This is a genomic window from Streptomyces sp. R33 (assembly GCF_041200175.1).
GTDB classification, from domain to species: Bacteria; Actinomycetota; Actinomycetes; order Streptomycetales; family Streptomycetaceae; genus Streptomyces; species Streptomyces katrae_B.
Genome location: NZ_CP165727.1, coordinates 1,891,692 through 1,905,336 on the forward strand (window position 1 = coordinate 1,891,692; position 13,645 = coordinate 1,905,336).

Consider the following 13,645-nt stretch of genomic DNA (forward strand, 5'->3'; position numbering starts at 1 on the left):
AGGGGAGCGGCGGTCACGCCCCGGCAACGTGGGCTTGCGTTTTTCTTGCCGCGAGCAGAATCCTGCTGGCGTTCATCCGCAATCACAAGAAAACACATCTTCGCGACAGATAAGTGAGCCTTAACTCCGTGCACGGACTCGACCCCCGCCTGCTCGCCACCCTCGAAGCCGTCGTGCGGCACGGCTCCTTCAACGCCGCCGCACGCGAGCTCGGCTACAGCGCGCCCGCGGTCTCCCAGCAGATCGCCGAACTCGAACGCCGCGCGGGCCTGAGAGTGCTGGAGCGCCGGCCCGTGCGCGCCACACCGGCCGGCGAAGTCCTTCTCGACGCCGAGCAGGGCGTCCGCAACGCGTTGGCGACGGCATCGGTGGAACTCGACGCCATGCGCGCGGGTACGGCCGGACGGATCCGCCTCGGCGCCTTCGCCTCGGCCGCCACCAGCATCGTTCCGCAAGCGCTGGCCCAACTCCACGCGGCCTACCCCCACCTGCAGGTCAGCCTCGGCCAACTGGAACCCGAGGCCTGCTACAACCGGCTCAAGCGGGGGGACATGGACCTGGCCCTCAGCTACGACTACGACTTCATCCCCGTCCCGCCACCCCGGATGCTGCGCCGGACGCTGGTCGCACGGGATCCGGTGGTGGCCGTGGTCCCGGCACACCACCGCCTGGCCGACAGGGAGGTCATCGACCTGGCCAGCCTCGCGTCCGAGACCTGGATCGCGGCTCCGGAGGCCGCACTGCGCCTGGAACTGCTTTCCCAGATGGCCAAGACGCCTGGCTTCCAGGCCCGCCTGCAATACGAGGGGGACGACTTCAACACCGTGCTCGGCTTCGTGGCCGCAGGCCTGTGCGTGGCCGTCATGCCGCAACTCGCCCTGCCCCGCGCCAACACCCAGGTCGTGGCCCGCCCCCTGGCCGAGCCGCAGTTGACGCGCTTCATCTACGCCGTCCGCATCGACACCCGGCACGCCCCGCGCGCCGTCCTGGACCTGGAGCAGATGCTCGCCGCGCAAGCGCTGGCCGCGCTCGCATGAGGCTGCGGCGGGCGGCTACCGGAGGCGAACGGAGCGTGAACCCACGTGAAATGCGCCAAGTTGACGGCGGCCGCACGCGCGTAGACCGGGTGGCGACGCCAGGTCTCCCGGCTTGTCCGACTACCGGACGCGGTGGCTGAAAGTTAAACTATTGTGTGACGGGCGGCCTACGTTTGCGGCGGTTGACGTTCCAGCGAGAGGAAACCCCTCATGACCGCCGCCGACAGTGCGCCGCGAACGGCCCGCGTCCTCACCGGCTACCGCCCCGAGGACGGCTTCATGGCCGTGGAGCTGGACCCGCCTCCGGGCGAGTACGTATGGCACGACGAGCACGCCGAGCAGCAGGAGCAGCGCTACGGCCCGGGTGCGGGCTACCACCAGTGGCTGGCAGTGGACGCACGCGACGGCGCCGTATGGTTCGGCGACATCGACTGGCGGGCCCCGTCCGAAGACCTCGGCAGCCAGCTCCCCGGCCTCCCCCGCAGGGCACTCGGCGACGGGGCCGTCCCGGCCTCCGGAATAATGGTGCAGCTGCTCGGCCACCTGGCCCATGACGAACAGCGCGGCTGCTCCTGGCGCTTCTTCACCGCTGAGGAACTGCACGCGCTCGCCCTGCGCATACTCCCCGCCGTGCAGCGGCTCGTGGACTCCATCCACCGCATCGGACCGGGCGACGAACTGGAGTGGTCGGCCGAGGCCGCCACCGCCTGGGACGACATCGAGCAGGCCGCGACCCACACCTTCGATCCCTCCGGCGATCTCCGCTGGCCGAGGCTGCGCACGACACCGATCCCTGCCTGGCGTGTCGAGGTCGGCGCGTTCCTCGCCATGAACCCCGGTCTGTGCGATCCCTCCTGGGGCCTGGCCACGGACGCGGAACTCGATGCCTACGCCGACTACAGTCCCGAGAGCGGCTATGGCGGTGTACCGGGGCGGATGTGCCGCGCCGCCGACCGGCAGATCGAGGACGGTTTCACTTTCTACGGCCACCGTGCCGCCCTGTACGCCTACCGCGCGCAGGCGTGCGGCGACCGTGTTCCGACAGACGCCCGCGTCTGGCTGGAGACGACAGAGGCGGGTCGGGGCACCTGGGAGGCGGCCAAGCCCCCCGGGGCCACCCTCGCCGACGTCCCCGACTGCGTGCTGGCGGCCTTGGCCGAAGGGTTCCAGAACTCCGCGCACCAGGAGGGTCTGGTCCTGACGGGCCTGGACGCCCATCTGCGCCGGTTGCGCGCCGAGGAACGCTCCGCCATCGACCAGCAGCTCGTCCGCGAAGCCGAGGAAGTCGAACGCCTCGAGAACATGCTCAAGGACTTCCGCGCGGCACGGAACCGCACCGTGACACGGATCCTGGCCTGGTCCGATGGGCGCAGCGACGGGGAAATTGCCCGCCTGGCGTCCATGCCCGACGACTACGTCAGCGACTGGCGGGCCCGCCTGACCGACGAACAGACGGCGGCCACACCCGCAACCCGTCGAGCGCCACGGCCGTCCGTAGACCGAGGCGACGGCCCGGGGCCTTGAGCTGGTGCCGCCGGCCCGCTGCGAGTACCGCTGCGCGGGGTAGGCGGAGCCGGACCTGGCCGCTGTACCGGCGAGACGACCGGAGACGGTGATCGTCGACGGCCTCGGGACCAAACGCTCGCGCAGGCAGGCCAGGTGGTTCGACAGCCGGGTCCGGGAGATGCCCAGCGCGTCGGCCAGCTCGGCGGGATGGGCCGGAGCCTGACACAGGGCGAGCAGGATGCGGCAGCGGATCGGGTCGGCGAGGGCGCGGCCGAACCGCGCCAGCACCTCGATGTCGGAGGCGATTGTCAGCACCTACGGGACGGTCCGCTTCGAGATCCCGATTCCCGTCGTGCCCGCCGCCGGCACCGCGGGCGTGCCTCTGACCGTGGTCTCCAAGACGCTGCGGCATTCCACCCTGTCGACGACCGCGAACATCTACAGCCACCTCACCCTGCAGGCAGCCCGCGAAGCCGTCGACACCATCGACCACACGCTGACCGGAGCCGAGAAGGCCAGCACGCGTGCAGACCGCCCGGCATGGTTGCGACCACCACGCGACCACATCCAGCGCCTCCGCGAAGCCCTCCACTGGCTCCGGTTCCCCGTCCCGCCCGCGTACAGCATCATGGCGAACCAACCCCGAACCGGGTGTGCGACCACACTGCGACCACCATGGCTCCGGACGCACGAAAGGCCGTCCTCTCATGGATGAGAGAACGGCCTCCGACCTGCTTAAAGCATGGTCGGGACGACAGGATTTGAACCTGCGACCCCTTGACCCCCAGTCAAGTGCGCTACCAAGCTGCGCCACGTCCCGATGCCCGCTGACCTGGGGTTTCCCCTGGTTGAACGCGCAGGAGAACAATACCGCACTTCGCGGGGTGGTCGCGCAGGTTTACCGGCGGCCCGGTCGCGCCGAGGAGCCGCTTGACCTCAACCTGACTTGAGGTTGCACGATCGGTGCATGACACAGGCAACCGCGGACACGGGGTTCCGCTACGAGGATCTGAGCCGGCTCATGGCGCTCATGACCGGGGCCGAGAAGCACGGGCCCGCCGCCACCTCCACCCTCGACGTGCTCTGGGTGCTCTACGACCGGGTGCTCCGCGTCGGGCCGGCGAGCGCCGAGGAGCCCGGGCGGGACCGGTTCCTGCTCTCCAAGGGGCACGGGCCGATGGCGTACTACGCCGTACTCGCCGCCAAGGGCTTCTTCCCGGTGGACTGGCTGAGCGGCTTCGGTGCGTACGAGTCCCCCCTGGGGCACCACCCGGACCGCACCCTGATCCCCGGAGTGGAGATCGGCAGCGGCTCGCTGGGGCACGGGCTGCCGCTCGCCGTCGGCAGCACGCTCGGGCTGCGGGCACAGGGGCTGGACGAGCCGGCGGTGTGGGTGCTGATCGGGGACGCCGAGCTCGACGAGGGCAGCAACCACGAGGCCCTCGCGTACGCCGGAGCGGCCGGGCTGGAGCAGCTGCACACCGTGGTGATCGACAACGATTCCGCGACCCACGGCTGGCGCGGCGGGATCGCCTCCCGCTTCGAGGCCGCCGGCTGGTCCGCGGTGACCGTCGACGGCCGGGACCACGCGGCGCTGCACGCCGCCTTCACCACACCGCATCCGGGCCGGCCGCACGCCGTCATCGCCCGGGTCGAGAAGAAGCAGTAGAAGGGGCCATTCGTGGACACCATGCGGGAGCGGTTCGTCTCCGTCACTTCGCGCGCGCTCGACGAGGATCCTCGGCTGGCGCTCGTGCTCGCCGAGATCACCATGGACGGGTTCCGGCCCGACCGGCAGCGCCACCCGGAACGGGTGATCAACGTGGGGATCAGGGAGCAGCTGCTCATTGGAGTGGGCGGCGGGCTGGCCCTCACCGGGCTGCGGCCGATCATGCACACCTTCGCCAGCTTCCTGGTGGAACGGCCGTTCGAGCAGGTCAAGCTGGACTTCGGGCACCAGGGCACCGGTGGGGTCCTGGTCAGCGCGAGCGCCAGCTACGACTGGCCGGCCGGCGGGTTCACCCACATGGCGCCGGGGGACGTGGCCCTGCTGGACACCCTCGACGGCTGGACCGTCCACGTGCCGGGGCACCCGGACGAGGCCGAGGCGCTGCTGCGCCACGCGTACGCCGCCGGGGACGACAAGGTGTACGTCCGGCTCTCCCAGCAGTCGAACGCCGCCCCGCGCCCGGTGGACGGCCTGCGGCTGCGGACCGTACGGGAGGGCAGTGCCGAGGCCGGTGTCGTCGTCGCGGTCGGCCCGCTGCTGGACAACGTCCTCGCCGCGACGGCGGGCCTGGACGTGACCGTGCTGTACGCCACCACCGTGCGGCCCTTCGACGACGCGGCCCTGCGCGAGGCCGTCGGCCGCGCCACGACCGACGTCGTCCTCGTCGAGCCGTACCTGGCGGGCACTTCTACCGCAGCCGCGGCCCAGGCCCTCTCGGACGTCCCGCACCGGGTCCTCGGCCTCGGCGTCGGCCGCGCCGAGCTCCGCCGCTACGGCACGCTCGAGGAGCACACCGCCGCGCACGGCCTGGATCCGCACTCCCTCCGCGAGCGGATCAGCGCCTTCCTCCGGTGAGGCCCCCGGCAGTCCCGCGTCAGTCCACCGCCAGTTCCGGGTGGGCCGCGGCCAGGCGTCGGGGGGCCGCCTGGAGCCAGGAGTCGACCAGGATCGCGCGCAGCTCGGCGGCGCCCTCCACCGCTGCCAGGCGGACGCGGAGCCAGGCGTAGTTGTCGTCGTGGCCCTCCCGGAGGAAGAACTTCTCCGGCTCGGCGGCGATCAGCTCCGCGCGGTCCTCCTTCGGGCACTTCACCCCGATCGAGGTGTCGTCCTCGCCGAGGGCGGCGAATATCCTGCCGCCCACCCGGAAGGTGGGCATGCCCCAGGCGAGCTTCTCGCTGCTGTCGGGGAGCGACAGCGCGGTGGTACGGACGTCCTCCGCGGTCACGGACATCCCTGGACTCCTCTCCGGCCACCGGTCCGGCCCCCGGGCCGACGCCGACGCCGACGCCGACGCCGATACCGATACCGATACCGATGTCGTCGACCGTAGCGCCCGCCACTGACAGCCGCCCCGGGCCGCAGGATCCCTACCCCGCCCGCAGGCCGTCCTCGCGTGTGTGGATGATCTCCAGCAGCTCGGCCGCCAGCGACTTGGCGGTCGCCAGACCCGCCGTCCCCCACCTGCGCGGCTCCAGGTCAACGGCGCACACCGTGCCCAGGACGATCCCCTGCCGGTCCGTCAGCGGCGCACCCAGATAGGAGCGCACCCCGCTCTCGTCCACGACCGCGTTGCCCGCGAAGCGCGCGAAGTCCCGTACGTCCTCCAGGGCCAGCGCCCGGCGCCGCACCACCACATGCGGGCAGTACCCGTGGTCCCGGGGCAGCACCCGCGCCGGGTACCCGCTCGCGGGGGCGTCCGGAGCGTGGTGCAGACCGGCGAAGAACTGCCGTTCCTCCCCGATGAAGTTGACCCCCGCGTACGGGGCCTGCAGTACGTCGGCGATCTGCCGGGCGAAGGCGTCGAGCTCCGTGTCCGCCCGTTCCCCCAGGCCCAGTTCGCGCAGCCGGACGGTGCGGACGGGCGCCTCCCGGTCCACCGGCGTGAGCAGCAGGTGTCCGGTCGACTCGTAGTACGTCATCGCGGGTTCCCCCCATCCCAAGAATTCGCTGAAATCGCTGACTTGGCCGACCTGTCGGTCGCCGCCGTGAAGAGCAGGTGGTGGACCAGCGCGGCCAGGGTCCCCGTCCCGGAGCTCGGCAGCCGCGCGTCGCACCGTACGACGGGCACGTCGGGCCCGAGCCCCACCGCCTCGCGGACCTCGTCGGCGGTGTAGCGGTGGCCTTCGTCGAACTCGTTGACGGCGACGATGAACCCGATGCCGCGCCGCTCGAAGAAGTCCACGGCCGCGAAGCAGTCGGCGAGCCGGCGGGTGTCCGCGAGCACCACCGCCCCGAGCGCGCCCGCGCACAGCTCCTCCCACAGGAACCAGAAGCGCTGCTGCCCGGGCGTACCGAAGAGGTACAGCACGTGCCGCTCGTCCAGTGTGATCCGGCCGAAGTCGAGCGCGACGGTCGTCGTCGTCTTCGCCTCGATCCCGTCGAGCGGGTCGGGGCCCTCGCTCAGCCCGCTGAGCAGTTCCTCCGTGCACAGCGGTTCGATCTCGCTCACCGCGCCCACGAAGGTCGTCTTGCCCGCCCCGAACCCGCCCGCGACCAGGATCTTCAGCGTCGCGGGCAGGACGGGCGCGGGACGGGTGTCACAGTCTTCGGCGTAGGCCATCGAGCACCGCCCGGAGCAGGTTCTGGTCGTCGGCGGCGAGGTATCCGCCGCCAGGGAACCGCGGCGCCTGCGCCGTGACGGCCCCGTATTCCATCAGGTCGGACAACAGCACCTTCACCACCACCGCCGGCAGCCGCAGCTGTCCGGCCACCTCGGCGACGGTGACGGCCGCGGAGCCCGCGCAAAGGCGCAGCGCCAGGGTGTGCTCCGTGCCGAGGGGGCCGCGCGGGCGCACCCCCGTCGCGGTCACCAGGGACAGCAGGTCGAGTGCGACGGCGGAGCGGGTCCGTCCGCCGCTGGCCGTGTACGGGCGCATCACCCGGCCCGCCGAGTCGTCGAGCCAGGGCGTGTCGCGCGGGGCCCCCATGCCGTACGCGGCGCGGGCGGCGCGCATCACTCCGGGTCGCCGGCGGGCCGCCGCGGCGGGACCGCCAGGTACGGCCGGACGCTCTTGACCAGCATCGCCATCTCGTAGCCGAGCACTCCCGCGTCGGCCTCCCGGTCGGCCAGGACCGCCAGGCAGGTGCCGGCCCCGGCGGCCGACACGAACACGAGCGCGGTGTCGAGCTCGACCACGACCTGCCGGACCTCCGCGCCGTCCCCGAACCGGGATCCGGCGCTCCGCCCGAGCGAGTACAGCCCGGACGCCAGTGCCGCCAGGTGGTCGGCGCTGTCGTTGTCGAGGCCGTGGACGCAGGTGACGAGGCCGTCCGCGGTGAGGAGCACCGCGCTGCGCGTGTACGGGACCCGCTGGACCAGGCCGCTGAGCAGCCAGTCGAGATCCGAGAGCCGGCTGGTCTTCGTCGCCGCTTCGCCGCCCATGGTGGTGCGCTCCTTGCCGAGGTGAGAGGTCGGGGTCATGGCTGGTTCTCCGACCGGGCGAGGCCGAAGCCCCGTTGGAAGGCGGCCATCAGACCCGGGTCGTGCACGGGTTGTTCGGGTGGGTCGGCCCGCCGCGGGGCGGGTGCGTCCCGCAGCTGCGGGGCTAGGTGGTGCTGGGCCCGGCGGCGGGGCAGGGGCGGCCGGTCCGGGTCCGCCCGGGCGGCCGGTACGGACACCGTCACGGGCACGGGCACGGGCGACGGGACCACGGGGGCGGGGGCCGGGACCGGTGCCGGGACGGGTCCTTGGACCGGTGCCGGGACGGGTCCTTGGACCGGTGCCCGGACCCGTGCCGGCGGCGCCAGACCCAGGTCCAGGCCCAGGGTCGTCTCTGCGGCCGGAGTCTCCCCCGGCTCCCAGCGCTCCGTCTCCTGCCGCACCGTCCCGGGCCGCGAACGCGTGTCCGGGCGCGGCGCGGGCGGAGCCGCCCACGTCGGTGCGGCCTGCGGGGGCCGGGCGGCAGCCGGCTCGGGCGCCCGCCCGGGCTGCGGCTGCGGCTCCCGTCGCGGGGCCGGCTCGCGTCGCGGCTGCCGTGCCGGCTCGAGCCCCGGCTCCGGTTCCGGTTCCGGGGGCGCCTGCCGCTCCGGCTTCGGCTGTGGCACGGCCACCCGTACGGGCTCCAGCGGGGGCATGCCGCCCCCTTCCCCGGTCCCCCACGAGGTGGCACGGGAGCCGCCGAGCGCGTCGGCGGCGCTGGGCGCCTCCGCCCCCAGCAGTTCCTGGGGCAGCACGAGCACGGCGAGCACGCCGCCGTAGATGTTGGACTTGAGCTCGACGGCGATCCCGTGCCGGCGGGCCAGCGCCGAGACCACGAACAGGCCGATCCGCCCGTCCGCCAGCAGGTGCCGGACGCTGATCTGGTCGGGGTCGACGAGCAGCGCGTTCATCCGGTGCTGCTCCGCGGCCGGCATGCCCAGCCCGCGGTCCTCGACCTCGACGGCGATGCCCGCGGTGACCCGCTCGGCGCGCACCACCACGTCGGTGTCGGGGGCGGAGAACACGGTGGCGTTCTCGACGAGTTCGGCCAGCAGGTGCACGACGTCGGCGACGGCGTGGCCGCGTACGGTGCCGCCCGCCGGGGGCACCACCTTGACCCGCGTGTACTGCTCGACCTCCGCGACGGAGGAGCGCAGCACCTCGCTCAGGTCGATGGGCCGGGTCCACTGGCGCCGGGAGGCGGCGCCGCCGAGCACGGCCAGGTTCTCCGCGTGGCGGCGGATCCGGGTGGCGAGGTGGTCCACGTGGAAGAGCTCCCTGAGGAGGTCGGGGTCCTCGACCGTGTCCTCGAGCTCGTCGAGCAGCGAGATCTCCCGGTGCACGAGCGACTGCAGCCGGCGCGCGAGGTTGACGAAGACCTCGACCTTGCGGTCGCTGTCGGACGGCGCGGCCGGGCCGGCCAGCCGTACGAGGGTCGTGTGCGCCTGTTCTCGGGCGCCCCGCAGCTCCTGGGAGAGCAGCCAGAACTCGTCCACCCGGGCCGGGTCGCTGCCGGGCGGCGGTCCCGTCGGGCCGCCGCGGACCTGGCGGACCGGCGGCTCGCCCCGCTCCAGCCGCTCGGCGGCGGTCCGCAGCTCCTGGCGGCCGCGCACGCTGGAGCGGCGCAGGGCCTCGCAGCGGTCCCGGACGGCCTTGGCGGAGCGCTGGGCCCCGAGCAGGGCGGCGGCCAGCGCGCCGACGACGAGCAGGGCGCAGCCGGCCAGGACCGGCCACAGCCGGGCGTCCCGCTCCCCCGCGCCCCCGCCGAGCTGCAGCGTGAAGATCACCGCGGCGGCTCCGCTGAGCGCTGCGGCGAGCGTCGGCAGCAGGGCAGCGCGGACCAGCTGGGGGCGTATCTGCCGGCCGGGACCGGTGACGGCGTATCTCGACGGGGCGTGGCGGGCGGCGCGGAGTCCGGACATCGGCGTCCTCTACGTGGGGCCCGGGCCCCACGGGGTTCCGGGGCCCGGCGTTGATCACCGGATACCCACGCTAGACCGCACGATCCCGCCCCTGACAGCCAGTTGGGGAACTTGACCGGCCTGCTTCCCGCTCCCGATGGAGCGCTCGTACGACAGCCCGAATCCGCCGGGGGCGCACGTTCCCGACCACCGCCTGCGACGCACCACCCCGCTGTCCTCCGCGACGGCCGTGCCACCGCTCGATGTGGTTCGTTACGAGCCGACGGACTCCGGCTTCTCCTGGCCGTCGACCGCCGCCGATGTCACCCGTGCGGCTGCCGCTGTCGCTCCCCCCGCCTCGAGCCGGGGCATGGCCGCAGGACCGTCGACCGGCCCGGCCGGCGATGCGCCGAGGACGAAGGGCCGCCACCACGGTTCGGCGGGTACACCGGCCGCGCCCGGCTCGAACGGCTGGCCCGGGATCGGCAGCGCGATCGCCGCCCCCATGGCCTCGGCCGCGGCCACGGTGCCCTCGCCGGGCTCGTCCCACGGATGCGGGGCCAGGTTGAAGGTGCCCCAGTGGATCGGCAGCATCGTGCCGTGCGGGATCCCGCCCTGGAGGTCGAGGTGGGCGCGCATGCCCTCCTCGGGGGTCATGTGGATGTCGGGCCAGTATTCCGAGTAGGCCCCGATCTGGATCATCGTGGCGTCGAAGGGGCCGTGCTCGGCGCCGATCTCCCCGAACCCGGGGAAGTAGCCGGTGTCGCCGCTGTGGAAGATCCGGTGCTCGTCGCCCGCGACGACCCACGAGGCCCACAGGGTGTTCTGCTGGTTGCGCAGACCTCGCCCGCAGAAGTGCCGGGCCGGGGTGGCCGTCAGCGAGAGCCCCGCGACCTTGGTGCTCTCGTTCCAGTCGAGCTCGCGCAGCCGGTCCGGCGACACCCCCCAGCGCTCCAGGTGGGCGCCGACGCCGAGCGGGACGGCGAAGACGGTGTCCGTACCGGCCAGCTCCTTGATGGTCGGCAGGTCGAGGTGGTCGTAGTGGTCGTGCGAGATCACCACGACGTCGACCGGCCCCAGCGAGGCCAGCGGTACGGGTACGGGGTGCAGCCGCTTGGGCCCGGCGAACGGGAAGGGCGAGCACCGCTCACCCCAGACCGGGTCGAACAGCACCCGGCGCCCGTCGATCTCCGCGAGTACGCCGGAGTGCCCCATCCAGGTCAGGCGCAGCCCGCTGACCGGCGGCTTCGCCAGCTCGGCGAGGGTCGTCGGGTAGACCGGGATGGGAGCTCCGGGGTTCCGCCGGATCCGCTGCTCCTTGCGGAAGTAGATCTTGGCGAACTCCAGCATGGAGCCGGAGGGCCTGGTCCGGGCCCCGACCGGGTTCTGGAAGACACCGTCGGCGAAGTTCGGCGAGCGGTGGATCCGCTCCAGGCGTGCGCCGGACGCATCCGCGCCGAAGGCTTCGGGCCGCAGGGCGCGCAGCCGTGGACGCAGGGGACGGGAGCCGGTCAAGGCGCCTCCTGGGAGGGTGGGGCGGATGGGGCGGACGGCCTGAGAGAGGCCGTACTGGTTTCCGGTCTATCACCATGCCAACGCGCACCGGCCCCGAAGGATTCCGCCGCGCGTTCCCCTCCTCCTACCCGGTCCTCCCGCCCCTCCCTCTCCCCTGTTCCGCCCCTGCCCCTTTTCCACTGCTCCGCCCCTCCCGCACCGCTCTGGAGCCTAGAGCGGCAGCAGGTCCGGACGCTTGGCCTCCACGTGGTCCCCGGAGGACTCCCCGCGCAGTCGCCGCCCGATCCACGGCACCAGATGCTCCCGCGCCCACTGGATGTTGTCCCGCGTCACGTCCACGGAGCCGCGCGGCTGTTGCGGCGGCCACGGCTGGTCGGGGTCGGCCGGCACCTCGAGCCCCAGCACCTGGGCGGCGCGCAGCGCGACCCGGGTGTGCCCCTCGGGCGAGAGGTGCAGCCGGTCGTCGTCCCAAGCGCGCCGGTCCTGTACGGACTTCAGCGACCAGAGGTCGAGCACCGGGCAGTCGTAGCGGTCGGCGATGGCGCGCACATGGGCGCTGTACGTGGCCACCTTGCCCCGGAGGTGCTTGAGGACCGGCACGCCGCGGGTGTCGAAGCCGGTGGTGATCATGACGTGGCCGACGGCTCCCGTGAGGTCGGCGACGGCCGCCTCGAACCGCTCCGCCACGTCGTCGGGGTCACTGCCGGGCCGGATGATGTCGTTGCCGCCGGCGCAGAAGCTCACCAGGTCCGGTGCGAGCTCCTTGGCCCGCGGGACCTGTTCGGCCACGATCTGGTCGAGGAGGCGCCCCCGCACGGCCAGGTTCGCGTACCGGAATTCGTGTTCCTCGCGCTGATCGGCCAGGAGTACGGCCAGCCGGTCCGCCCAGCCGAGAAAGGTCTCGCCGGGCCCCGGGTCCCCCACACCCTCGGTGAAGCTGTCCCCGATCGCCGCGTACGAGCCGATGGTCTTGAGTGTCGTCTTCGTCGCTGCCACGAGAACACATCCTTCACCCCAGGGCGTGACCTACGCCATCGTAGGAAGGGGTTGACGGACCGTGATCTATACCACCTGGTCGGTGCGGAATAGCAAAGCGTGAGGCCGGGACCCCCCTCGGGTCCCGGCCTCACGAGTCCGGCTGCCTCTCTCCGACGGCGGGAGCCGTCAGATGCTCACACCCTTGGTGCGGAGGTAGGCCAGCGGGTCGATGTCCGAGCCGTAGGACGGGCCGGTGCGGATCTCGAAGTGCAGGTGCGGGCCGGTCGAGTTGCCGGTGGAGCCGGAGAGGCCGATGGTCTGGCCGGCGGTGACGCTCTGGCCGGCCGAGACGGAGAGCTGGGACAGGTGGCCGTACTGGGAGTACTTGCCGTCCGCGTGCCGGATGACGACCTCGTTGCCGTACGCGCCGGCCCAGCCGGCGGAGACCACGGTGCCCGCACCCACGGCCCGGACGGTGGTGCCGGAGCTCGCGATGAAGTCGACACCGGTGTGGTAGCCGCTGGACCACATGGCGCCGGGGGTCTTGTACTGGGTCGATATCCCGCCGCCGACGGGGGCGACGAAGCCGGCGGCCGTGACCGTACCGGCGGCGGACCCGGCGGCCGTGCTCTTCTTGGCGGGTGCGGCGGCGGCCGCGGCCGCGGGGGCGGCGGGGGCCGGTGCGGCGTCCGCGGAGCCCTTGCCGGCGGAGGACGAGGCCGAGTCCGGGGCCGAGGACTTCTTCGCCGGGGCCGGGGCGGACTCCCGGGCCGGAGCCTGCGCGGCCGGCGCCGCCTCGCCCCGCGCACCGAGGGTCAGCTTCAGCCCGGGGTGGATCAGCGACGGGTCGGTGCCCACGGCCTCGCGGTTGTCGGCGTACAGCTGCTGCCAGCCGCCCGGGAGGTGGCGGTCGTGGGCGATCTTGGAGAGGTAGTCGCCGGGCACGACGGTGTAGACGGCCGGCGCGGACTGCGCGGCGGCAGCGGGCGCGGCCTGCAGCGCCGCCGAAACCTGCGGTGCCTGCACGGGAGCCGAGGCGGGGGCGGCGGCCGGGGCGCCGGCCGCCTGAGCCCCGGCGGCGCCCAGCAGCGGCAGCGCGAGGGCCGCACCGCCGGTGCCTGCGACGGCGAAGCCGCGCGCCACGGAACGGGACTTGGGACGGCGGTGCTTACCCTTTGCAGGCATGGCGAATTCCTCTCCGTCGCCTGCGAGGTGAGCTGTCGGGTTCGGACTGGAGATGTCCGGCAGCACATGAACGGAACATGCACGGCTTCACCCCGAGCTGCGCCGATACAAAGATCGGGAACAGCGGCTTACCTGGTTCCCCCGCTCCTGCCGCGCGCGTGAATAGTCGGGTGCGGTTTCCGGACGGCGGCAGGATTCGGCGGTCCATCCGGATCGATCGCGAAGGTAATCGAGTTGAGCCATCCCGAACAAGCCACGAATTTCCCCACGGATTCACAGACCGGGGAGTTCGAGGGAATTCCGGTCACCCTGCGTCCATTACCGGCCGCCAACAACCGCTCCGGCCGGGCCATTCGACTTCGGCGATCAGGCACTC

General features: G+C 72.8%; 14 protein-coding genes, 1 tRNA gene, 1 pseudogene and 1 riboswitch. Of the genes and pseudogenes, 5 read left to right on the top strand and 11 right to left on the bottom strand.

The features are described 5' to 3' along the window. Positions 1 to 128: 128 nt before the first annotated feature. Together AB5J51_RS09035 and AB5J51_RS09040 are read left to right on the top strand one after the other, a co-directional pair. On the top strand, positions 129 to 1,037 hold the full coding sequence (locus tag AB5J51_RS09035; protein ID WP_369777394.1) for a LysR family transcriptional regulator: 909 nt from the start codon (positions 129 to 131) through the stop codon (positions 1,035 to 1,037). 210 nt (positions 1,038 to 1,247) lie between these two features. After that, positions 1,248 to 2,561: a hypothetical protein gene (locus AB5J51_RS09040; protein ID WP_369780418.1), complete on the top strand. Its 1,314-nt coding sequence runs from the start codon at positions 1,248 to 1,250 to the stop codon at positions 2,559 to 2,561. Between the two features lie 117 nt (positions 2,562 to 2,678). Here AB5J51_RS09040 and AB5J51_RS09045 read toward each other — a convergent pair. Next, positions 2,679 to 2,858: pseudogene (locus AB5J51_RS09045) on the bottom strand (ArsR family transcriptional regulator); the annotation flags it as partial. On the opposite strand from AB5J51_RS09045, the gene AB5J51_RS09050 reads away from it, so the two are divergent. Beyond that, positions 2,836 to 3,258, top strand: a complete 423-nt coding sequence (locus AB5J51_RS09050) for a hypothetical protein (protein ID WP_369777395.1) — start codon at positions 2,836 to 2,838, stop codon at positions 3,256 to 3,258. The pseudogene AB5J51_RS09045 and the gene AB5J51_RS09050 sit on opposite strands and share 23 nt — an antisense overlap. A 28-nt stretch (positions 3,259 to 3,286) precedes the next feature. Here AB5J51_RS09050 and AB5J51_RS09055 read toward each other — a convergent pair. Then, positions 3,287 to 3,363: transfer RNA gene (locus AB5J51_RS09055), tRNA-Pro, on the bottom strand. A 147-nt stretch (positions 3,364 to 3,510) separates the two neighbouring features. Here AB5J51_RS09055 and AB5J51_RS09060 point away from each other — a divergent pair. Both AB5J51_RS09060 and AB5J51_RS09065 read left to right on the top strand, forming a co-directional pair. Beyond that, positions 3,511 to 4,212, top strand: coding sequence for a transketolase (locus tag AB5J51_RS09060; RefSeq protein WP_133896361.1), 702 nt, complete (start codon positions 3,511 to 3,513; stop codon positions 4,210 to 4,212). Positions 4,213 to 4,224: 12 nt separating this feature from the next. Beyond that, positions 4,225 to 5,127: a transketolase family protein gene (locus AB5J51_RS09065; protein ID WP_053788622.1), complete on the top strand. Its 903-nt coding sequence runs from the start codon at positions 4,225 to 4,227 to the stop codon at positions 5,125 to 5,127. Between the two features lie 19 nt (positions 5,128 to 5,146). Here the strand turns inward: AB5J51_RS09065 and AB5J51_RS09070 are convergent, their stop codons facing one another. The 9 genes from AB5J51_RS09070 to AB5J51_RS09110 form a co-directional block, all read right to left on the bottom strand. Beyond that, the gene (locus tag AB5J51_RS09070) at positions 5,147 to 5,503 is read right to left on the bottom strand and encodes an MmcQ/YjbR family DNA-binding protein (RefSeq protein ID WP_369777396.1); all 357 of its coding nucleotides are present in this window, start codon (positions 5,501 to 5,503) and stop codon (positions 5,147 to 5,149) included. A gap of 136 nt (positions 5,504 to 5,639) precedes the next feature. Then, positions 5,640 to 6,191, bottom strand: a complete 552-nt coding sequence (locus tag AB5J51_RS09075; protein ID WP_053788624.1) for a GAF domain-containing protein — start codon at positions 6,189 to 6,191, stop codon at positions 5,640 to 5,642. Next, complete coding sequence (locus AB5J51_RS09080) at positions 6,188 to 6,832, bottom strand: ATP/GTP-binding protein (protein ID WP_053788625.1); 645 nt, start codon at positions 6,830 to 6,832, stop codon at positions 6,188 to 6,190. The genes AB5J51_RS09075 and AB5J51_RS09080 overlap by 4 nt, the downstream gene beginning before the upstream one ends. Next, positions 6,810 to 7,199: a DUF742 domain-containing protein gene (locus AB5J51_RS09085; protein ID WP_053788674.1), complete on the bottom strand. Its 390-nt coding sequence runs from the start codon at positions 7,197 to 7,199 to the stop codon at positions 6,810 to 6,812. The genes AB5J51_RS09080 and AB5J51_RS09085 overlap by 23 nt, the downstream gene beginning before the upstream one ends. Positions 7,200 to 7,225: 26 nt before the next feature. Continuing rightward, complete coding sequence (locus AB5J51_RS09090) at positions 7,226 to 7,654, bottom strand: roadblock/LC7 domain-containing protein (RefSeq protein WP_053788675.1); 429 nt, start codon at positions 7,652 to 7,654, stop codon at positions 7,226 to 7,228. Between the two features lie 35 nt (positions 7,655 to 7,689). Continuing rightward, positions 7,690 to 9,612: a sensor histidine kinase gene (locus tag AB5J51_RS09095; protein ID WP_369777397.1), complete on the bottom strand. Its 1,923-nt coding sequence runs from the start codon at positions 9,610 to 9,612 to the stop codon at positions 7,690 to 7,692. Positions 9,613 to 9,864: 252 nt separating this feature from the next. Next, entirely contained in the window at positions 9,865 to 11,106 is a 1,242-nt protein-coding gene (locus AB5J51_RS09100; RefSeq protein ID WP_136226709.1) for an MBL fold metallo-hydrolase, read from the bottom strand. A 210-nt stretch (positions 11,107 to 11,316) separates the two neighbouring features. Continuing rightward, positions 11,317 to 12,102, bottom strand: a complete 786-nt coding sequence (locus AB5J51_RS09105; RefSeq protein WP_030297484.1) for an SGNH/GDSL hydrolase family protein — start codon at positions 12,100 to 12,102, stop codon at positions 11,317 to 11,319. Positions 12,103 to 12,270: 168 nt separating this feature from the next. Next, positions 12,271 to 13,269, bottom strand: coding sequence for a peptidoglycan DD-metalloendopeptidase family protein (locus tag AB5J51_RS09110; protein ID WP_369777398.1), 999 nt, complete (start codon positions 13,267 to 13,269; stop codon positions 12,271 to 12,273). Between the two features lie 4 nt (positions 13,270 to 13,273). Then, positions 13,274 to 13,481, bottom strand: a riboswitch (cyclic di-AMP (ydaO/yuaA leader). Positions 13,482 to 13,645 lie beyond the last annotated feature (164 nt).